This window comes from Microbacterium panaciterrae, assembly GCF_039541635.1.
In the GTDB taxonomy this organism is placed as follows: Bacteria; Actinomycetota; Actinomycetes; order Actinomycetales; family Microbacteriaceae; genus Microbacterium; species Microbacterium panaciterrae.
On sequence record NZ_BAABGP010000003.1, the window covers coordinates 101,110 to 120,108 of the forward strand.

At 70.7% G+C, this 18,999-nt stretch carries 19 protein-coding genes; 12 read left to right on the plus strand and 7 right to left on the minus strand.

Going from position 1 to position 18,999, the window contains the following annotated elements:
- Nucleotides 1-97 precede the first annotated feature (97 nt).
- The 7 genes from ABD882_RS00520 (at nt 98) to ABD882_RS00550 (ending at nt 5,903) form a co-directional block, all read left to right on the plus strand.
- A complete protein-coding gene (locus ABD882_RS00520) occupies nt 98-1,408 on the plus strand; it encodes a flavin-containing monooxygenase (RefSeq protein WP_345183270.1) in 1,311 nt (436 codons plus the stop codon).
- Entirely contained in the window at nt 1,408-1,848 is a 441-nt protein-coding gene (locus ABD882_RS00525) for a RidA family protein (RefSeq protein WP_345183933.1), read from the plus strand. Before ABD882_RS00520 ends, ABD882_RS00525 begins: the two co-directional genes overlap by 1 nt.
- Nucleotides 1,845-2,516, plus strand: a complete 672-nt coding sequence (locus tag ABD882_RS00530) for a DUF1028 domain-containing protein (protein WP_345183272.1) — start codon at nt 1,845-1,847, stop codon at nt 2,514-2,516. Before ABD882_RS00525 ends, ABD882_RS00530 begins: the two co-directional genes overlap by 4 nt.
- Nucleotides 2,509-3,720 carry an amidohydrolase gene (locus tag ABD882_RS00535; protein ID WP_345183274.1) on the plus strand — a complete coding sequence of 404 codons (1,212 nt, stop codon included), beginning with the start codon at nt 2,509-2,511 and terminating at the stop codon, nt 3,718-3,720. Before ABD882_RS00530 ends, ABD882_RS00535 begins: the two co-directional genes overlap by 8 nt.
- Nucleotides 3,717-5,198 carry an aldehyde dehydrogenase family protein gene (locus ABD882_RS00540; protein ID WP_345183276.1) on the plus strand — a complete coding sequence of 494 codons (1,482 nt, stop codon included), beginning with the start codon at nt 3,717-3,719 and terminating at the stop codon, nt 5,196-5,198. Before ABD882_RS00535 ends, ABD882_RS00540 begins: the two co-directional genes overlap by 4 nt.
- A 14-nt stretch (nt 5,199-5,212) precedes the next feature.
- Nucleotides 5,213-5,629 carry a hypothetical protein gene (locus tag ABD882_RS00545; RefSeq protein ID WP_345183278.1) on the plus strand — a complete coding sequence of 139 codons (417 nt, stop codon included), beginning with the start codon at nt 5,213-5,215 and terminating at the stop codon, nt 5,627-5,629.
- A 73-nt stretch (nt 5,630-5,702) separates the two neighbouring features.
- Nucleotides 5,703-5,903, plus strand: a complete 201-nt coding sequence (locus ABD882_RS00550) for an AsnC family protein (protein ID WP_345183280.1) — start codon at nt 5,703-5,705, stop codon at nt 5,901-5,903.
- On the opposite strand, the gene ABD882_RS00555 is transcribed toward ABD882_RS00550, so the two are convergent.
- The 3 genes from ABD882_RS00555 to ABD882_RS00565 all read right to left on the minus strand — a co-directional run bounded on the left by ABD882_RS00555 (nt 5,900) and on the right by ABD882_RS00565 (nt 10,204).
- Nucleotides 5,900-6,862 (minus strand): hypothetical protein, encoded by a 963-nt coding sequence (locus tag ABD882_RS00555; protein WP_345183282.1) that lies wholly within the window; start codon nt 6,860-6,862, stop codon nt 5,900-5,902. The two genes, ABD882_RS00550 and ABD882_RS00555, sit on opposite strands and share 4 nt — an antisense overlap.
- Before the next feature lie 37 nt (nt 6,863-6,899).
- Nucleotides 6,900-8,195 (minus strand): HNH endonuclease signature motif containing protein, encoded by a 1,296-nt coding sequence (locus ABD882_RS00560; protein WP_345183285.1) that lies wholly within the window; start codon nt 8,193-8,195, stop codon nt 6,900-6,902.
- A gap of 140 nt (nt 8,196-8,335) precedes the next feature.
- A complete protein-coding gene (locus tag ABD882_RS00565; RefSeq protein ID WP_345183287.1) occupies nt 8,336-10,204 on the minus strand; it encodes a phosphoenolpyruvate carboxykinase (GTP) in 1,869 nt (622 codons plus the stop codon).
- A gap of 110 nt (nt 10,205-10,314) precedes the next feature.
- Between ABD882_RS00565 and ABD882_RS00570 the strand changes: the two genes are divergently transcribed.
- Nucleotides 10,315-11,754 (plus strand): helix-turn-helix domain-containing protein, encoded by a 1,440-nt coding sequence (locus tag ABD882_RS00570; RefSeq protein ID WP_345183289.1) that lies wholly within the window; start codon nt 10,315-10,317, stop codon nt 11,752-11,754.
- Nucleotides 11,755-11,792: 38 nt separating this feature from the next.
- Here the strand turns inward: ABD882_RS00570 and ABD882_RS00575 are convergent, their stop codons facing one another.
- Complete coding sequence (locus ABD882_RS00575; protein WP_345183291.1) at nt 11,793-12,857, minus strand: winged helix DNA-binding domain-containing protein; 1,065 nt, start codon at nt 12,855-12,857, stop codon at nt 11,793-11,795.
- A gap of 163 nt (nt 12,858-13,020) precedes the next feature.
- Here ABD882_RS00575 and ABD882_RS00580 point away from each other — a divergent pair, with 163 nt between their 5' ends.
- Genes ABD882_RS00580 through ABD882_RS00595 form a run of 4 tightly spaced genes read left to right on the plus strand, consistent with a single transcriptional unit; the run spans nt 13,021 to nt 15,603 of the window.
- Nucleotides 13,021-13,707 carry a ferric reductase-like transmembrane domain-containing protein gene (locus tag ABD882_RS00580; protein WP_345183294.1) on the plus strand — a complete coding sequence of 229 codons (687 nt, stop codon included), beginning with the start codon at nt 13,021-13,023 and terminating at the stop codon, nt 13,705-13,707.
- A 4-nt stretch (nt 13,708-13,711) separates the two neighbouring features.
- Nucleotides 13,712-14,224: a ferric reductase-like transmembrane domain-containing protein gene (locus ABD882_RS00585; RefSeq protein ID WP_345183296.1), complete on the plus strand. Its 513-nt coding sequence runs from the start codon at nt 13,712-13,714 to the stop codon at nt 14,222-14,224.
- A 30-nt stretch (nt 14,225-14,254) separates the two neighbouring features.
- Nucleotides 14,255-14,773, plus strand: a complete 519-nt coding sequence (locus tag ABD882_RS00590; protein WP_345183299.1) for an FMN-binding protein — start codon at nt 14,255-14,257, stop codon at nt 14,771-14,773.
- On the plus strand, nt 14,770-15,603 hold the full coding sequence (locus ABD882_RS00595; protein WP_345183301.1) for an FAD:protein FMN transferase: 834 nt from the start codon (nt 14,770-14,772) through the stop codon (nt 15,601-15,603). Before ABD882_RS00590 ends, ABD882_RS00595 begins: the two co-directional genes overlap by 4 nt.
- Nucleotides 15,604-15,633: 30 nt before the next feature.
- Here the strand turns inward: ABD882_RS00595 and ABD882_RS00600 are convergent, their stop codons facing one another.
- The 3 genes from ABD882_RS00600 to ABD882_RS00610 form a co-directional block, all read right to left on the minus strand.
- Nucleotides 15,634-16,629, minus strand: a complete 996-nt coding sequence (locus tag ABD882_RS00600) for a sensor histidine kinase (protein ID WP_345183303.1) — start codon at nt 16,627-16,629, stop codon at nt 15,634-15,636.
- Nucleotides 16,626-17,294: a response regulator transcription factor gene (locus ABD882_RS00605; protein WP_345183306.1), complete on the minus strand. Its 669-nt coding sequence runs from the start codon at nt 17,292-17,294 to the stop codon at nt 16,626-16,628. The genes ABD882_RS00600 and ABD882_RS00605 overlap by 4 nt, the downstream gene beginning before the upstream one ends.
- Before the next feature lie 78 nt (nt 17,295-17,372).
- On the minus strand, nt 17,373-18,824 hold the full coding sequence (locus tag ABD882_RS00610) for a glyceraldehyde-3-phosphate dehydrogenase (RefSeq protein WP_345183308.1): 1,452 nt from the start codon (nt 18,822-18,824) through the stop codon (nt 17,373-17,375).
- Nucleotides 18,825-18,999: the final 175 nt, after the last annotated feature.

The following is an 18,999-nucleotide window of genomic DNA, read 5'->3' on the forward strand; positions in this document are numbered from 1 at the left end:
AACAGATCAGATGCAGTTCTTCGGATATGTGAAGTGGACAGATATGAATGACCCCGCGAGCATGGAGGCAGCAGGAACGAACGCAGTGGAGGAACGGATGTCGCACGAAGACGTGGAGGTGCTGGTCGTCGGCGCCGGCCAGGCCGGCATCGCGATGAGCGAGCACTTGAGCCGGGCAGGCGTGGAGCATCTCGTGGTGGAACGGGACCGGATCGCAGAGCGCTGGCGCTCGTGGCGCTGGGATTCGCTGGTCGCGAACGGTCCGGCCTGGCACGACCGGTTCCCTGGTCTGGCGTTCGACGGTGATCCGGACAGCTTCGTCGGCAAGGAGCAGGTGGCCGACTATCTGGTCGCGTACGCCGAGAAGTTCCGCGCGCCGATCCGCACCGGCGTCGAGGTGCGCAGCGTGCGCCCGCAGGCGAACCGCCCGGGGTTCTCCGTCGAGACGAATGAGGGAACGATCGACGCCCGCTACGTGGTCGCCGCGACCGGGCCGTTCCAGCGCCCGATCATCCCCGAAGTCGTGCCGGACGAGGCGGGGATCCACCAGCTCCACTCGAACCAGTACCGCAACCCCGCGCAGTTGCTGGAGGGCGCGGTGCTGGTGGTGGGCGCGGGATCGTCGGGCGTGCAGATCGCGGACGAACTGCGTCGTTCCGGTCGCGAGGTGTACCTCGCGGTCGGCCCGCACGACCGTCCTCCGCGCAGCTACCGGGGCCGCGACTTCTGCTGGTGGCTGGGCGTGCTCGGCAAGTGGGACATGGCCGCTCCCCCGGTCGGCGCCGAACACGTGACGATCGCGGTGAGCGGAGCCCACGGCGGGCACACCGTCGACTTCCGCCGGCTCGCCGCGACCGGGGTGACCCTGCTCGGCCGCGCCGGCGCCTACGAGGATGGCGAGCTTGCGATCGCTCCCGACCTGCGCGCCAACATCCTCGCCGGAGACGCAAACTACCTCTCCGTGCTGGACGAGGCCGACGCCTACGTGCTGCGCAACGGACTCGATCTGCCCGCGGAGCCGGAGGCGCATGTGATCGGCCAGGATCCGGAGAGCCTCACGCACCCGATCCTGTCGCTCGATCTGCACGCCGCCGGTGTGACGTCGATCGTCTGGGCCACCGGGTTCGCGCTGGACTACTCGTGGCTGCAGATCGATCCCGCGGCCTTCGACGAGCGCGGGCGCCCGCGCCACCAGCGCGGCGTGTCGGCCGAGTCGGGGATCTACTTCCTCGGCTTGCCGTGGCAGTCCCGCAGAGGATCCAGCTTCCTGTGGGGCGTCTGGCACGACGCCCGCCACATCGCCGACCAGATCGGCATCCAGCGCGGGTACGCGGCCTATCGGGCCTCCGCGCAGACCAGTCCCCCTCACCCCGCCGAGATCGAGTTCGCATCGACAGGAGCCGCATGATGCCCACGCACACCCGCATCCGTCCGTTCAACACCAAGGTCACCTACCCCGAGCAGAACCTCGACAACGACCTCTGCCAGGCCGTCGTCGCGGGCGGCATCGTCTACCTGCGCGGCCAGATCGGGCAGGATCTGGACACCCGCGAATCCGTCGGGATCGGCGATGTCGAGGCTCAGGCGGAGAAGGCGATGGCCAACATCGCGATGCTGCTCGAGGAGGCCGGATCCTCCCTCGACGACATCGTCAAGGTCGTCGTGTACCTGATCGACCCGCGCTACCGCGAAACGGTCTACCGCGTGATGGGACGGTGGCTGAAGGGTGTGTTCCCGGTCTCGACCGGGCTGGTCGTCAGCGCACTCGCCCGCCCGGAGTGGCTGGTCGAGATCGACGCGACCGCCGTGATCAGCACGGACCGGGCATCCGATGAGGACCCGCGATGACGTTCTCGATCGTCGCCCGCGACGAGTCGGGGGCGTTCGGATCCGCGATCTCGTCCTCCTCCCCCGCCGTCGCCGCCCGCTGCGTGCATCTGACCGACGGAATCGGCGCGGTGAATTCGCAGAACATCACTGATCCGCGCCTCGGTCCGATCCTGCTCGCGGCACTCAGCGACGGCGCATCGGCCGCCCAGGCCCTCGACGCCGTCACCGCTGAGACTCCGCATATCGCGTTCCGTCAACTGCTCGTCGTCGACGCGCAGGGCCGGGCCGCGGTGTACTCGGGCGAGCGGGCGCTCGGCAATGTCGGCGCGGCCACCGGTGTCGGCGTCGCCGCCGGCGGCAACATGCTGGCCTCGGCCGACATCCCGCAGCTGATGGTCGATGCGTTCGCCGCTGCCGAGGGCGACCTCGAGGGGCGCCTGCTCGCTGCGCTGCACGCCGCCGTCGCCGCGGGTGGCGAGGAGGGCCCGGTGCACTCCGCCGGGCTGTCGGTCGTGCGCGACGCCGGCTGGCGGGTCACGGATCTGCGCGTGGACTGGACCGACGCGGATCCGATCGCCGCGCTCGGCGACCTGCTCGAGGCCTGGCTGCCGCAGCGCGACGACTACGTCACCCGCGGGATCGATCCGTCCGCCGCGCCGTCATACGGAGTGCCCGGCGATGAGTGACGTCGCCGCGCTCAAGGCCACCGCGGACGCGACCGTCGCCGCGGTCGCCACGGAGCTGATCACGCTCTCCGAGACTCTGCACGCGAACCCCGAGACTGCCTGGCAGGAGCACCGCGCCGCGGCCTGGGTGGGCGAGGCGCTGACCGCCGCAGGCTTCCGCGTCACTCCCCGCTACCTCGGCCTGGAGACCGCGCTGCTCGCCGAGGCCGGCTCCGGCCCGACGATCATCGGGATCATGGCCGAATACGACGCATTGCCCGGACTCGGGCACGCCTGCGGGCACAACCTCATCGCGGCCTCGGCGGTCGGCGCCGGGCTCGCGCTCGCACCGCTCGCGGATGAGCTCGGACTCACCGTGCGCGTCTACGGTACGCCGGCCGAGGAGGGCGGCGGCGGGAAGATCGAGCTCATCGAAGCCGGCGCCTTCCGCGATCTGGACCTCGCGATGATGGTGCACCCCGCGCCGGTCGATGTCGCCGAGGCCCGGCCGTTCGCGGTCTCGCACAGCCACGTCGCCTACGACGGGGTCTCGGCGCACGCCGCCGCCTATCCGGATCAGGGCGTCAACGCGAACGACGCGTTCCTCGTCGCGCAGGTCGCGATCGGGCTGCTCCGGCAGCAGCTGCCCGCCGACACCCGCGTGCACGGCGTGCAGACCGTCGGCGGATACGCCCCGAATGCGATCCCGGAGCGCACCGAGGGGCGCTGGTACACCCGCGCGAACTCCCTCGCCGAGCTCTCGCACCTCGAGGAGCGGGTGCGGCGCTGCTTCGAGGCCGGCGCGCTCGCCTCCGGCGCCGCGCTGAGCATCACCCCGGAGAGCAAGCCGTACTCCGAGTTCCGCCCCGACGAGCGCGCGCTGGAGTTCTACCGGGCCAACGCGCTCGCGCGCGGGCGCGTGTTCGCGGATCCGGAGGTCGCCGGCCGGATGAACCGCGCGTCCACCGACATGGGCAACGTCTCGCAGCTGGTCCCCGCGATCCACCCGTACATCGGTGTCGGATCCCTGCCGTACGGCAACCATCAGAAGGAGTTCGCCGCCGCGTGCGTCGGGCCCGTCGCCGAGCAGGCGCTCCTCGATGCCGCGGTGCTCATGGCCTGGACCGTGATCGACGTCGTCGCCACAGATCCGAGTAGCCTGCCGCCGACGAAGGCCTCGTACACGCCGAAGGCCTCGAACACTCCGAAGGAGAGTGCCGCATGACCCCCACCGACTGGACCGCACGCAGCCGTGAACTCGCGATCGACGGCCGCGCCATGATCGGCGGCCGGCGCGTCGACGCGTCGGACGCCGCGACCATCGCGGTGCACAGCCCCGGATCGCTCGCGCATCTGGCCGACCTCGCGGCGGGCACAGCCGCAGACGTCGACCGCGCCGTCGTGATCGCCCGACGCGCGTTCGACGAGGGCTCGTGGAGCCGCCGTGGCGCCGCCGAACGCGGCAGAGCACTGATCCTCCTCGCCGACCTGATCATGGCGCACCTCGAGGAGCTCGCGCTGCTGGAGACCCTCGACTCGGGCAAGCCGATCGCGCAGACCCTGACCGTCGACGTGCCCGGCACGGCCGAGACGTTCCGCTGGTACGGCGAGCTCGCCGACAAGCGGTTCGACGAGATCCCTGCCACCCCGCCAGGATCCACCGCGCTCGTGCAGCGCGTGCCACTCGGTGTCGTCGGCGCGATCACGCCGTGGAACTATCCGCTCGAGATCGCCGCCTGGAAGCTTGCGCCCGCCCTCGCGAGCGGCAACAGCGTCGTGCACAAGCCGGCGACCGAGACCTCGCTGACCGCGCTCCGGCTCGCGGATCTGGCCCTGGAGGCGGGGATCCCCGCCGGTGTGCTGAACGTCGTGCCCGGGCGCGGATCCGTCGTCGGCGAGCGCATCGCACTGCACCCCGACATCGACGTACTCGCCTTCACGGGCTCGACCGCGGTGGCCAAGCGGCTCATGGTGAGCGCCGGGAACTCGAACATGAAGCGGGTCGCACTCGAGGCCGGCGGCAAGAGCTCGAACCTCGTCTTCGCCGATGCGGACCTCGAGGCGGCGGCCGCGAAGGCCGCGTTCGGCGCGTTCTACAACCAGGGGCAGGTGTGTTCCGCGAACTCGCGGATCCTGGTGCAGCGCTCGGTGCACGACGAGTTCGTGGCGCTGCTCTCGGAGGCCGCGCAGGCGTATGCGCCGAGCGATCCGCTCGCCGGCAGCGACGGCAACGGCAGTCTGATCAGCCGCGCGCACGCCGACGACGTGTCGGCCGCGATCGCGCAGGCGGCCGCGGACGGCGAGCTGGTGGCAGGCGGGGATCGGGTCACGATCACCGGATCCGACGCCTATCTGCGTCCGGCGATCGTCACGGGTCTCGACGCGGACCATGACCTGCACCGGGTCGAGGTGTTCGGCCCGCTCGTCGTGGTGCTCGGCTTCGACGACGAGGACGAGGCCATCCGTCTGGCGAACGACACGGAATACGGCCTCGCCGCCTCGCTGTGGACGAGCGACTTCGGCCGTGCGCACCGCGTCTCGGAGCGGCTCGTCGCCGGGACCGTCTCGGTCAACACCGTGGACGCACTGGGGCTCACGACGCCCTTCGGCGGCTTCCGGCAATCAGGTTTCGGCCGCGACCTCTCCCGGCATGCGCTCGACAACTACACCGACTGGAAGACGACCTGGTTCCAACACGGCTGAGAGCGGACACGATCATGATCCGACCCTTCCGCACCGTGCGGGGTGCGCTCCAGCTGGCCTGCCTGCTGGTCACGACGGGCTGCGTCGTGACGCACCTCGCGATGCTGCTCGCGGCCCCCTCGGTCCTGGCCGCGGCGATGACGATCCTCGCCGCGGCCTGTGCACTCTGCCTGCGTCCGCGACGAACCGCGCCGTCCGACGCGTCCTGGGGCGGCGCGATGGCGATGTCGGCGACGACGATCCTGCTGCACGTGTGGTCGGGTGGTACGGGCGGGCACGGGCATTCGCACGCCCCGGTCGCGGTGGGCTCGGCGCCGGTCGACGCGCTGCACGGCACGGCCCTCGGGCTGAACGCCCTGGAGCTCGCCCTGCTGATGGCCGCGGTGGCCGCGATCGGGGTGCGCAATCGCCGTCGGGCGCTGCCGACCTGACCCCCCCGACTGTCAACATCTATTGACACCTTTCCTTTTGTCAACCATCATTGACGCGAGGAGAGGTGTCATCATGAAGACCGCACAGGCGACGGATCCGCAGGGCGAGCCGCTGGCCGAGTTGCACCGGCTGGTCGAGGTGCGTCGCGAGATCGCTCGCGCAGAGGAGGTCCAGGTGCGCCGCGCCCGCGCCGGTGGCTACTCCTGGCAGGCGATCGCGAGTGCGCTGGGCACCACCCGCCAGGCCGCGCACCGCCGCTTCGGGCGACGCTAGGCGCGCAGCCGGTCCGGCACCTGATCGGCCCAGCGCAGCACCCGCAGAGCGCGGAGGGTGACCCAGCGGCTGGGAAATCCTTCTCTCTCACCCTCCATGTCGAAGAGCGTCGGCCCCTCGCGCGTGTTCTCCAGCCGCCACAACCCGTCGGCTCCGCGTCGATCGCGCAGCAGTTCCATGGCGGGCGCGCACCGCGGGTCGCCCTCGGGCCGAGCCTGGCGCAGGTAGTCCAGCCCACGCAGCACGTCGTAGTACCAGCGCACCGGATACGAGGCCATCGTGAAACGCGGGTCGATGGCGTCCCCTGTGCTGCGCCGCAGGAACAGCCGGCGCTCGAGCAGGTACTCCTCGGCGGCCAGACGCGCGGCGCGGGCTTCGTCCGTTCCTCCGGTCGCCCGCTCCCAGGCGAGCAGCCCTTCCAGCACGCAGATCGTGGAGTGCAGCGACGACACTTCGGCACCGTACTCGGCCCAGCAGTTCCACCCGCCGTCCGCGAGCTGACCCTCGAGCAACGTCTTGAGGACGGCGTCACCGGGTTCCCCGAAATATGCGGCGACGGTGAGCACGACGCCGTTGACGCACGGCTCGGTCTCTCCGTCGAAATAGGCCGGCGCCCCCTCCTGGTCCCAGCGCACGTGTTCGCGCACCCGGGCCACCGCCCGCCGGACCCGCTCATCCGCGGGATCCACGCCGAGATCGGCGAGCTGCTGCAGGCTGAAATGCGTGGCGGTCCACGCGTCGTACATCGGCCGATCCTCATCGACCCAGCCGGGGCGATACACGCCACCGTCCCACAGCCCGTCGTCCGCCTGCAGCGAGAGCAGCCGAGCGCCCCAGCCCTCGGCGGCCACACGCGCGCGCTCGGCCGCGACCTTCTCGGGGGCCGCGTCGGTCAGATCCCGCAGCGCCTGCCAGCGGATCGCGGGATCGCCGTCCAACAGGTAGTCGATGACGTCCATGTCGCGACGCTACCTCGCGGATCCGACATCGCGCAGGTCAGAAGGGTGGCGGGTCTGTGGTTCGGTGACCGGTGGGGGTGGTGACTTCGACCGTGCGGTCGGGCCTGCTGCGGTAGATCAACCGCGTGCGGTGGTTGCGGACGTGGTCGGCCGCGCACAGCGGCCGCAGGTTGCCGATATCGGTGGCACCGCCGTGCGCCCACGCACGTTCGTGGTCGAGATCCGCGTCGAGAGCGAGGCGGGTGCACCCATCACGGGCGCAGGTGCCGTGCTGCAGCACCAACCAGTCCCGTTGCGCCTTCGTCGGCCGATAGGTGCGGCGATCCATGTCCAGGATCACGCCGCGGACCGGATCCGTGATCACCCTCCGAAACGCCGATGCGTCGAAGAACATCTGCCGCGCGCTCGCCGAGTCGATCGGACCGTGCCCGACGAGCTGCGCCACGGTCGCAGACGCGGCCGGGTTGCCCGATGCAGGCGCAACGCCGGTGAGCAGCCCCACCGGCACCGTGACGAACACGGTGGTCTTGACGGCGTTGTCGGTGCCGACCCCGCACAGCCAGTCGCAGAACAGGTCGGCGCGGATCTGGTCCCGCAGACGCCCTTCACGCCGATCCTTCTGCAGATGCTTCGCCGCGGACGTGAGGCGCCGCCTGATCGCGACCGCCTTCACCGTCGGCACGAGCGCCATGATCCACGTCATGCCATCATCGGCTTCTTCCAGGATGACGCGGCGGTCGACCATCCCTCGAGCATGCTTGCCTTCGGCCGACGTCGGATCCAGCCGCTCGACGAGCGTGTTCACGCGTCTCCGAAACGCGCCGATGGACAGTTTCAGCGCCCAGTCCGCGCATGCACGGTCGATCAGAGCGATCGCTTCGGCCGCGTACTCGCGCGCGGCGATGTCGGCACCGACAGGAGCGCGCAACCGCAACACCGCGGCCGTCGCCGTCTCGACGAACCGCATCCCGACCAGCCCGTCCCGAGCCTGCGCCCACATCAGCGGCAGCAGCTCCTGCGCGGTTTCGGCCGTGCACAGCAGCCCGCGCACCTGGTTCTCAGAGATCTGCAACCGCAACGCGATATCGAACACCGCGGCACGGACCGCGTGATCCCGATCATCGGAATGGTCCCCGACGGTGTAGATCTCCGGGTGCCGACGCGCGAGGTCGACGACCTCGACGATCCCCTCCGCGCGCTGCACCGCTCGCCGGTTGAGTGCCACGTCGTCCTCCTGCAGGCGCTCCAGCAGCACCCTCGCGACGACATCCTCCCCCACGATCTCGCACACATCCGCTGCTGCGGTGTCGCGCGTCGTTCCCGAGGAGGCCATGCCTCAGTCTAGCAGATATGTTCGACTAACGACAGCGGAAATCCCCGGAATTCCGCGGAAAACGCGGCGGCAGGATGCCGGGGACCACTCAGCCTTTTCGTCCCTGACATCCCGCCGCCGCGGGTTGGTGGATCCGCGTCTCAGGCGCTCGCGAGCCGGTAGCGCAGCGAGGCGAGCTCGGTCGAGAGGGCGGCCGGGAGCCGGTCGCCGAAGGTGGCGAAGAACTCCTCGGTCGAGTCGGCCTCGCGGTTCCACGACGCGGAGTCGACGTGGAACAGCTCGGCGAGGTCTTCGTCGCTCACGTTCGCGCCCTCGAGGTTGAGGTCCTCGATTTTCGGCAGGCGCCCGATCGGGCTGTCCACCGCGCCGACCTCGCCCTCGATCCGGCGGATGATCCAGTCGATCACCCGGGCGTTGTCGCCGAACCCGGGCCAGAGGAACCGGCCGTCGGCACCGCGACGGAACCAGTTCACCTGGAAGATGCGCGGCGCCTTGTCGAACCGGACACTGCGGCCCATCTTCAGCCAGTGCGCGAAGTAGTCGCCCATGTTGTAGCCGCAGAAGGGGAGCATCGCGAACGGGTCACGGCGGAGCTCGCCGACCGTGCCCTCGGCCGCGGCCGTGCGCTCGGACGAGATGGTCGCGCCGAGGAACACGCCGTGGCTCCAGTCCGTCGCCTCGACGACGAGCGGGACGTTGGTGGCGCGGCGGCCGCCGAACAGGATCACGTCGAGGGCGACACCCTCCGGGTCCTCCCAGTCCTCCGCGATCTGCGGGCACTGCGCGGCCGACACTGTGAAGCGGGAGTTCGGGTGCGCCGCAGGGCGGCCGCTCTCCGGCGTCCACGGGTTGCCCTCCCAGTCGATGAGGTTCGCGGGCGCCTCGTCGGTCAGGCCCTCCCACCACACGTCGCCGTCCGGGCGCAGCGCCACGTTCGTGAAGATCGTGTTGCCCCAGAGCGTCTCCACAGCGGTGACGTTGGTGGACTCGCCGGTACCGGGGGCGACGCCGAAGAAGCCCGCCTCGGGGTTGATCGCGTGCATGCGGCCGTCGGCACCGGGACGGATCCAGGTGATGTCGTCGCCGAGCGTCTCCACCTTCCAGCCCGGAATGGTGGGGCGGAGCATGGCGAGGTTGGTCTTGCCGCAGGCCGACGGGAAGGCCGCGGCCACGTGGTACGCCTTGCCCTCGGGCGAGATCACGCGGATGAGCAGCATGTGCTCGGCGAGCCAGCCCTCGTCGCGGGCGAGCACGGAGGCGATGCGCAGCGCGAAGCACTTCTTCGCGAGGATCGCGTTGCCGCCGTAACCCGAACCGTACGAGTAGACCTCGAGCGTGTCTGGGAAGTGCACGATCCACTTCTCGTCGTTGCACGGCCAGGTGGTGTCCGCCTCGCCGGCGGCGAGCGGCGCGCCGACCGAGTGCACGGTGCGCACCCACTGGGTGCCCTCGGCGATCTGGCGCACGACGGCTTCGCCTGTGCGGGTCATGATGCCGATCGAGGTGACCGCGTACGCGCTGTCGGTGATCTGCACGCCGATCTGCGAGATCGGGCCGCCGATGGGGCCCATCGAGAACGGCACGACGTACATCGTGCGGCCGCGCATGGATCCCTCGAAGATCTCTGTCATCTTCGCGCGCATCTCGGCCGGATCCGCCCAGTTGTTGGTGGGGCCGGCGTCGATCTCCTTCGCGGAGGCGATGAAGGTGCGTCCCTCGGTGCGGGCGACGTCACTCGGGTGCGAGCGGGCGAGGTAGGAGCCGGGGCGCCACTCGGGGTTCAGCTTGATGAGCTTGCCCTCGTCGACGAGCTCGCGCAGCAGCAGCTCGTTCTCCGCGGCGGATCCGTCGATCCAGTGCACGCGGGCGGGCTGGGTGAGCGCACGGATCTCGTCGACCCAGGCGGCCAGCTCGGCGAAGGCCGGAGTGTCATACGCAGGAGCTGCTCCGAACTCGCGCACGGGGGCGAGCGAGGTGATCCGCGGGGTGAACGTCTCGGCGATGGCCATGTGTCTGCTCCTTAGAAGAGGTGGCGTTGCATCCAGTCTGCGGCGAGTTCCCGCACTCTTCGCGATGAAATCTGGATCAAGAATCCTGTTTCTTTCGCTATGATCAAGGAATGGCCTCAGGACTCGAGCTCACCACCCTCGGACACCGGATTCGTCATCACCGCACGCACAGCGGACTGACGCTGGACGAACTGGGTGCCGCCGTCGGCGTCGCCGGATCCCAGCTCAGCCTCATCGAGAACGGCAAGCGCGAGCCGAAGCTCTCCCTGTTGCAGGCGATCGCTGAGGCCACGGGGACCGAGGTGAGCGACCTCATCTCGGGCGAGCCGCCGAACCGGCGCGCGGCGCTCGAGATCGAGCTGGACCGGGCGCAGTCCAGCTCGGTGTTCCGCCAGCTCGGGATCGCACCGGTGCGGGTGAGCAAGGGCATGCCCGACGAGACGATCGAGTCGATCCTCGGCCTGCACCGCGAGCTGTACCGTCGCGAGCGCGAGGCGATCGCGACACCGGAGGAGGCGCGCCGCGCCAACACCGAGCTGCGCCTGAAGATGCGCGAGCTGCACAACCACCTCCCCGACATCGAGGCCCTCGCGGAGAAGCAGCTCAAGGCCGCGGGGCACTCCTCGGGGGCGCTCACGCACCGCACCGTGAGCATCATGGCCGAGCAGCTCGGCTTCGAGCTGCTGTACGTCGACGACCTGCCGCACTCCACGCGATCCGTCACCGACCTCGAGCACGGGCGGATCTACCTGCCGCCGGCCTCGATCCCCGGCGGGCACGGCCTGCGCTCGATGGCGCTGCAGGCCATGGCGCATCGGATGCTCGGGCACACCCCGCCCACCGACTATGCAGACTTCCTGCAGCAGCGCCTGGAGATCAACTACTTCGCCGCGTGCTGCCTCATCCCGGAGACGGCCGGGGTCGCGTTCCTGCAGCAGGCGAAGAAGGACCGCAACCTCGCCGTGGAGGACTTCCGCGACGCGTTCGGCGTCACGCACGAGGCCGCCGGCATGCGGATGACCAACCTGATGACGGTGCACCTCGACATGCGGCTGCACTTCCTGCGCGTCGATGAGTCGGGCGCGCTCACCCGCGTGTACGAGAACGACGACCTGCCGCTGCCGATGGACGTGACCGGATCCGTCGAGGGGCTCACGGTGTGCCGCAAGTTCTCGGCGCGCGAGGCGTTCAGCCAGCGCAACCGCACCACGGAGCACTACCAGTACACCGACACCCCCTCGGGCACGTTCTGGTGCTCGACGCAGACCGGATCGACCGACGGCGGCGGATTCTCGATCACCGTCGGCGTGCCGTTCGACGATGCGCGCTGGTGGCGCGGGCGCGAGACCACCGATCGCGCGCAGTCGACGTGCCCCGACGAGGCCTGCTGCCGTCGCCCTCCGGCCGGCATCGCCGAGCGCTGGAGCAACAAGGCGTGGCCGAGCGCGCGCGTGCACACGCACATGTTCTCGCCGCTCCCCCGCGGCGCCTTCCCCGGCGTCGACGACAACGAGGTGTACGCGTTCCTCGACAGGCACGCCGCCCAGTAGACGGGAGCCGGTTCAGGATCCGCTGACGCGCCGACGGCTCAGTGCGTCGAGACGAAAGCCGCGTAGCGGCGCAGCGCCGCGGCGACCGCGTCGGGGTCGAGCGCCTCATCGAAGGGCTCGGCGATGGCGTCCTCCCGGTGTCGGCCGACGGCAGCCGAATGCGTCCAGGCGCCGGCGATCCGCCCCGCGGCGAGGAGGCTCGCGCGCACCATGCCGTTCTTGCCCGGGCCGATCAGCGCCATGCTCTTCTGGGACGCCACCGCCGAACGGTCGGCGTAGGAGATGTAGTACTCGTCGAACATGGGCAGCGCCAGGACCGCCGCGTCATCGGATCCGGCGGCGCGGCGCGGGCGCGAGCTGCCGACGAACACGCCCTCGCCGATCTGGGTGACACGTGACCGACCGCGCTCCGCGGCCTCTCGCGCGGCGGTGACGGGCAGTCCCGACCACCACGCGAAATCCTCGGCCGTCGCGGGACCGTGCCCGTCGACGTACCGGACGAAGAACTCGGCCAGCGGATCCTCCGGCGCCGGGGACTCGGGGATCCACTGCTCGGCGAGCACGAAGAGCTGCTCCCGCGAGACGGCATCGTCGCGGTGCACCACCGGACCCTGCACGAGGATCCCGCGCACGTTCAGCGCATAGATGAGGTGCACGCCGCGCTGCCCGGACGGATCGATGCCGAGCTCGACGAGGTCGTCGAAGAGCTGCGCGCGTGTGCGCCCTCCCTCGGCGAGGCGCTCGCGGAACGCCGATTCGACGCGGGCGATCAGGGCGGCGTCGATGCCGAGCTGCCGCTGCCGCGACGCCGCCTGGCGGAGCTGCCGGTCGCCGGTCACCGACAGCACCCAGCGCAGATCCTCCGCGGGGATGATGTGCAGCGTGCCGCGCATGGTGTGGGTGCGCACGAGCTCGCCGCGGTCGAACGCGGCATCGACGGCGGCGAGCGTCGGCGTGCCCGCCGAACGGATCCCCAGCGCCCAGCGTCCGGCGAGGAACTCCTGGCCCTGCACCGCGAGCATGTGCCGCGCCGCGCCGACGGGGGTACGCGCGGGCGCCGTGAGCCGGTGCGAGCGAAGCCGTTCCCCGATCAGTGCCGTCATGGATCCATGATGGCGCGCACCGGGGACATCGCGGAGCGGCCCCCACCGAGAACCACGTCCCTTCGACAGATCGGGGACCGAGGATCCGATGAGTTCCCTATGATCCCGCTCAAGAGGGCCGATTCTTGGACTTCTCTGTCAAACCGGCGCGGACGATGGTGTCATGGCAACGCTCACCTCCCTCGCTCCGGGCACCCCGCTCGTCGCGGCACCGGCCCGCCGGGCGCGTCCGGCGCTCTGGCGCCTGGCCGCGGTGACGCTGATCTGGGCGACGAGCCTGTTCGTGCTCGCGCTCTGGGTGAGCGGGGCCGGCATCCAGTCGCTGCTGGCGTTCGACGGCGATTCGCTCACGACGCTCGGCCGTCTCACCGGGCTGGTGTCGGCGAATCTGCTGCTCTATCAGGTGCTGCTGATGGCGCGCGTGCCGGTGTTCGAACGCGGCTTCGGGCGGGACGGGATCACCCGGCTGCACCGTCTGGTCGGATTCTGGTCGTTCTGGCTGCTGATGGCGCATCTCGTGCTCATCACGTTCGGCTATGCGATCACCTCGTCCACGAACGTGCTCGTGCAGGCGTGGGACTTCGTCTGGAACTACCCGGGGATGCTGCTGGCGACCGCGGGAACCGGCCTGCTGATCCTCGTCGTCGTGACCTCGATCCGGCGTTCGCGGCGCCGGCTGCGTCGCCGTGGAGCGCGACGGGGAGGACGGGATCGCCGTCCGCATCGCCGGGCGCCGGGTGCACCGCCTCGGCGCACGAGCCGGGCAGTTCTTCATCTGGCGGTTCCTGGACGGGCCGGGATGGTCGCGCGGACACCCGTTCTCGCTGGCGGCCGCCCCGACCGGGGATGAGTTCGTGATCTCAGCCCGCCGCGTCGGCGACGGCACCGACCGCCTCGCCGAGCTGCGCCCGGGCACGCGGGTCATGGTCGAGGGGCCGTACGGCCACATGACTGGTGAGCGCCGGACCGGATCCCGCCTCCTCATGCTCGGCGCAGGAGCGGGCGTCGCACCCCTCGTCGCGCTGCTGCAGTCCGAGTCCTACGCGCCGGGCGAGGCGATCCTGGTCACCCGTGATCATGCCGCCGCGCACGCCCTGCGTCGGGCGGACATCGACCGGCTGGCGGTGTCGCGCGGGCTGGTGCACTACAAGCTGCACGGCCGTCGGGGCACATCCGGCACGAGCTGGGTGCCCGCGAGCCACGCCGAATGGGACGGTGCAGAGCTTCTGCGCCGCATCGCCGGCGACCTCACGCTGTACGACGTGTACCTGTGCGGGCCGATCCGGTGGATGCAGAGCCTGCGCCGAGACCTGCGCACCGCGGGCGTCCCCTCCGACCGCATCCACAGCGAGGCGTTCGCCGTCTGAACGGCGCCGGATCCAGAGAGCGAGAGAACCATGAAGAAGATCGTCTACGCCGTGCTCGCCACGGTCACCGGCCTGGTCCTGCTGTTCAGCTACCGCACCTCGCTGGACGTGGTCGCGCCCGCCGCGATCGGCACCCCCGCCGCGACGAAGACCACCACGAAGACCACCACCGGAACGTCCTCGGGCACCGAGACGTCCGCCGGATCGGGAACCTCGACGTCGTCGGGCACCGGGGCATCCTCGTCCTCCTCGACCGCGGCGAGCGGCCTGAAGGACGGCACCTTCACCGGTCAGGCCGTAGACACGCAGTATGGCCCGGTGCAGGTGCAGATCACGGTCTCGGGCGGGCAGATCACCGACGTCTCGGTGCCGCAGTACCCGAACACCGAGCGGCGCGACCAGCAGATCAACGCGCAGGCGATCCCGCAGCTGATCTCCGAGACGAAGAGCGCGCAGTCGGCACAGGTCGACATGGTCTCCGGCGCCACCTACACCTCGGACGGCTACACGCAGTCGCTGCAGAGCGCGATCGACCAGGCCAAGGCATGAGCGTCGCCGCGGCGACGACCGGCGCCGCGCACCGGCATGTGCGCACCGCCGAGCTCATGGGGACGGTCGCGAGCGTGCACGTGCTGACCACTGTCTCGGATCCTGGACCTGCCCTCGCCGCACGGATCGCGGCCGCACAGGTCGCCGCACTGGACGAGCTGCAGGAGATGGACGCCCTGTTCTCTCCGTTCCGTCCGGACTCGCAGATTTCGCGGCTGCGGGACGGCGCGCTGCATCCCGAGCAGGCGCATCCGCGGATCCTCGAGGTCTCCGAGGCCTGCGTGCGACTCTTCGCTGCCAGCGGCGGGCGGTTCGACGCGAACCTGCAGGGCTGGTTCGATCCGACCGGCTACGTCAAGGGCTGGGCCGTCGAGCATGCGGCGTTTCGGCAACTCGCGCCGTTGCTCGATGAGGACGGAGTGGTCGCCGCCGGCCTCTCGGCAGGCGGCGACATGCAGCTGCTCACCGCGCCGGGTGCGGACTGGACCTGGAACGTCGGGATCGCGGATCCGCTGCGCCCCGGCGTGCTGCGGGCGCAGGTGCCGGTGCGCGAGGGCGCCGTGGCGACGTCCGGCCCGGCGGAGCGCGGTGCGCACATCGTGGATCCCCGCTCCAGCCGCGCCGTGGCCGACGCGCCGACGGCGACGGTCATCGCTCCCCGGCTCAGCGACGCCGACGCCTGGGCCACCGTCGCGGTGGTCGCCGGGTTCGACGACCTGACCTGGCTGCGCGGCGCTCCGGACACGTCGGGGATGCTGATCGCCGTGGACGGCGCAGTGCGCCGCTGGACGCACGGCGTGGAGATCGCCGCGGCTTCTCGCGATCGTTGAGCGAACAGCGTCCCCCGTCGGGACCCTCGCTCAGCGGCCGCGGGGCAGGCGCAGCAGGAACGTGGTCCCGGACTCCGAGGTGCTCTCGATGCCGACGGATCCGCCGTACCGCGTCGCCATGCCGCGGACGAGGGCGAGCCCGAGCCCGAATCCGCGCCGCCGACCGGTCTCCGGCCCGCGCGCGAAGCGGGTGAAGATCCGCTCGCGGTCCTCCCCTCGGACGCCGGGCCCGCGGTCCGTGACGCGGATCTCGGCGAAGCCGCCGTCCGCACGGACGCCCGCCGTCACCGTGGTCCCCCGCGGCGCATGCTGCACGGCGTTGTCGAGCAGCGCCGTGCAGAGCCGGGTCAGGGTCACCGCGGGCACCGCCACGGTGATCTCGGTATCGACGTCCGCATGCAGCACCACCCCCGCGCTCTCGGCGATCGGCTGCAGCAGCTCCATGGCAGCGCGCACCGACCCTGCAGCGTCGGAGACCGCGGCCTCGACCGGCCCCTGATCCGCCTGGGCCGCCAGCAGCAGCTCGGTGAGGATGTCGTCCATCGTCGCGGTGTCGCCGCGCAGACGCTCCAGCGCGTCATCGACGGGCTCGCCGCGGGCGACGCGGCGCTGCAGGATCTGCACCCGGCTCGACAGCGCGGTGAGCGGGGTACGCAGCTCATGGCTGGCGTCGGCGACGAAGTCGCGCTGCGCGCGCAGCGCCACCTCGAGCGGGGCGACGGCGCGCCGTGCGGCGAACCACGCGATCAGCCCGAGCAGGGCGACGCCGACGATGCCGAGCACGATCACCCAGGGCACGACCCGGTCCACGTCGACGTAGACGTGATCGGGATTTCCGCCCGTGTCCGGTCCGACCGGACCGCCCCGCGGCCGACCGAGGTCTCCCAGCGGATGCGACGTGATCAGGATGATGGCGATCAGGATCCCGACGCCCGCCGCGATCACGACCGCCGACGCGACGCCCGTCCACAGCCCGATCTGCCGGGCCGACCGGCGCACCCGCTCGCGATCCGCGGATCCGCTCATGACGGGACACCGGCCCGGTAGCCGCGCCCGCGCACGGTGTCGATCATCTCCGGCGTGGTCTTGCGGCGGATGTAGTGCACGTAGGTGTCGACCGTGCCGACCCCGTCGGCCGAGGTGAACACGGCCCTCAGGATCTCCTCACGGCTGAACACGCGCTCGGGGCTGGCCGACAGGAACTCCAGGAAGGCCGCCTCGGTCGCCGTGAGCGCCACCCGCAGCCCGGTCGGGGAATGCAGCGCCCACGAGTCCGGGACGAACACCCAATCCCCGATCGCCCGGCGCCGCCCCTCGGCCTGGAAGCCCCGGCGCAGCGCACGGAGCCGGGCGAGCAGCTCGTCGAAATCGAACGGCTTGGTGAGGTAGTCGTTGGCCCCCGCGTCCAGCCCCTCGATGCGATCCGGAACGGCGCCGAGCGCGGTCAGCATGAGCACCGGCGTCGTGATCCGGGCGGTGCGGATCGCCTCGACCAGGCTCGCGCCGTCGAGGCCGGGCAGGCGCCGGTCCAGCACCATCACGTCGTAGCGCTCATCGAGCGCGCGGCGCAAGGCCGTCGCTCCGTCGGCCACGTGGTCGACGTCGTACGACTCGCCGAGCACCTCGAGGGTCATCTCGGCGATGTCGGCGTCGTCTTCCACGTACAGCAGCCGCGGGCGGGCGTCGATCATGCGGGCCTCCTGTCCTCCCCCACGATCTCACCATGCGGGTTCCCAGACGAGACCAAGAAGCCGGACGAGGAAGGCAGCTCAGCCGTGCAGTGTCACCTCGCGGCGCACCGGCAGCACGACCGGGTGCGATCCGGCCATGACCTCGAGCACCCGGATGACCTGGCTCGAGTAGCCGAACTCGTTGTCGTACCAGACGTAGAGGATGACGTCGGTGCCGTTGGCGATCGTGGCCAGGCCGTCCACGATGCCGGCCCGATGCGATCCGACGAAATCGGTGGAGACCACCTCGGGCGACTCGACGTAGTCGATCTGCTGACGCAGCCGCGAGTGCAGCGAGACCCGGCGCAGGTAGTCGTTGATCTCGCCCTTCTCGGCCGGGCGCTCCAGCGTCAGGTGCAGCACGGCGAGCGACACGTCAGGAGTGGGCACGCGGATCGAGGATCCGGTGAGCTTGCCGGCGAGCTCGGGAAGCGCGCGAGCCACGGCCTTCGCGGCGCCGGTCTCGGTGATGACCATGTTCAGCACCGCGGAACGACCCCGGCGATCGCCGGCGTGGAAGTTGTCGATCAGGTTCTGGTCGTTCGTGAACGAGTGCACGGTCTCGACATGCCCGCGCACGATGCCGTACGCCTCGCCGACCGCCTTGAGCACCGGGGTGATCGCGTTGGTCGTGCAGGAGGCGGCGGACAGGATCCGGTCGCCCGGCTCGATCGTGGTGTGGTTGATGCCGTGCACGATGTTCTTGAGCTCGCCCTTGCCGGGCGCCGTGAGCAGGACGCGGGCGACGCCGGGGGACTCGAGGTGACGGCTGAGGCCCGCCTCGTCGCGCCAGCGGCCCGTGTTGTCGACGACGATCGCGTCGTGAATGCCGTAGGCGGTGTAGTCGATCGTGGCGGGGTCGTTCGAGTAGATGACCTGGATCCGCGTGCCGTTCGCGACGAGCTGCGAGTTCTCCTCGTCGACGTCGACGGTGCCCTCGAAGCGGCCGTGCACGGAGTCTCGCAGCAGCAGTGACGCGCGCTTGACGAGGTCGTTCTCCGCCCCCTTGCGCACCACGATCGCGCGCAGGCGCAGACCGCTGCCGCCGCCGGTGTGCGCGATGAGGATGCGGGCGAGCAGGCGCCCGATGCGGCCGAAGCCGTAGAGCACGACGTCCGTGGGCTCCGCGGTCTCGCCGGCCTCGCCGAGCGCCGGGGCGAGCTCGGTGCGGAGGTGCTCGAGCAGCGTGCCGTCGCCCGGCGCACCCTCGACCAGGCGGCCCACGTCCAGCGAGGACGCCGAGGGCGCCAGCTCGCGCAGCGCCTCGAGCACCGCGAGCGTGTCCTCCAGTGCGAGCTCGGCGTGACCGAGCCCGGCCACGCGCTCGTGCACCTCGATGATCTCCGTGGTGGACAACCCCAGCAGGCGGTGCCCGTGCAGCGACGTGACCACGTCGCGATCCCGGTTCAGTCCGCCGATCAGCGGGATCATCCGCTCGGCGAGTTCTTCTCTGGCCTTCCAGTCGTCGCGGCGCGCGGCGAAGTCGTTCATCAGGGTCCTAGCGTGCGGCGCGCCCGGGGGATGACGGCGCGGAATCGGGAGGGCGGATCAGCCCTGTCTCCAGGGTAGGCGCGCACGCGATCGCCGCCCGGCCGATCCGAGGTACAAGATCATCGGATCTTGCCTCAATGGCAAAGGTCTGACCTGCCTCCGGTGCGACCAACAG

Bases quoted from the DNA above. Each gene is read 5' to 3' on its own strand.
- ABD882_RS00605 (WP_345183306.1), bottom strand. From the start codon at position 17,294: ATGATCGACGCCCGCCCGCGGCTGCTGTACGTGGAAGACGACGCCGAC.
- ABD882_RS00590 (WP_345183299.1), top strand. From the start codon at position 14,255: ATGAAGAAGATCGTCTACGCCGTGCTCGCCACGGTCACCGGCCTGGTC.
- ABD882_RS00530 (WP_345183272.1), top strand. From the start codon at position 1,845: ATGACGTTCTCGATCGTCGCCCGCGACGAGTCGGGGGCGTTCGGATCC.
- ABD882_RS00555 (WP_345183282.1), bottom strand. From the start codon at position 6,862: ATGGACGTCATCGACTACCTGTTGGACGGCGATCCCGCGATCCGCTGG.
- ABD882_RS00595 (WP_345183301.1), top strand. From the start codon at position 14,770: ATGAGCGTCGCCGCGGCGACGACCGGCGCCGCGCACCGGCATGTGCGC.
- ABD882_RS00525 (WP_345183933.1), top strand. From the start codon at position 1,408: ATGCCCACGCACACCCGCATCCGTCCGTTCAACACCAAGGTCACCTAC.
- ABD882_RS00570 (WP_345183289.1), top strand. From the start codon at position 10,315: ATGGCCTCAGGACTCGAGCTCACCACCCTCGGACACCGGATTCGTCAT.
- ABD882_RS00535 (WP_345183274.1), top strand. From the start codon at position 2,509: ATGAGTGACGTCGCCGCGCTCAAGGCCACCGCGGACGCGACCGTCGCC.
- ABD882_RS00545 (WP_345183278.1), top strand. From the start codon at position 5,213: ATGATCCGACCCTTCCGCACCGTGCGGGGTGCGCTCCAGCTGGCCTGC.
- ABD882_RS00550 (WP_345183280.1), top strand. From the start codon at position 5,703: ATGAAGACCGCACAGGCGACGGATCCGCAGGGCGAGCCGCTGGCCGAG.
- ABD882_RS00580 (WP_345183294.1), top strand. From the start codon at position 13,021: ATGGCAACGCTCACCTCCCTCGCTCCGGGCACCCCGCTCGTCGCGGCA.
- ABD882_RS00560 (WP_345183285.1), bottom strand. From the start codon at position 8,195: ATGGCCTCCTCGGGAACGACGCGCGACACCGCAGCAGCGGATGTGTGC.
- ABD882_RS00600 (WP_345183303.1), bottom strand. From the start codon at position 16,629: ATGAGCGGATCCGCGGATCGCGAGCGGGTGCGCCGGTCGGCCCGGCAG.
- ABD882_RS00520 (WP_345183270.1), top strand. From the start codon at position 98: ATGTCGCACGAAGACGTGGAGGTGCTGGTCGTCGGCGCCGGCCAGGCC.
- ABD882_RS00540 (WP_345183276.1), top strand. From the start codon at position 3,717: ATGACCCCCACCGACTGGACCGCACGCAGCCGTGAACTCGCGATCGAC.
- ABD882_RS00610 (WP_345183308.1), bottom strand. From the start codon at position 18,824: ATGAACGACTTCGCCGCGCGCCGCGACGACTGGAAGGCCAGAGAAGAA.
- ABD882_RS00565 (WP_345183287.1), bottom strand. From the start codon at position 10,204: ATGGCCATCGCCGAGACGTTCACCCCGCGGATCACCTCGCTCGCCCCC.
- ABD882_RS00575 (WP_345183291.1), bottom strand. From the start codon at position 12,857: ATGACGGCACTGATCGGGGAACGGCTTCGCTCGCACCGGCTCACGGCG.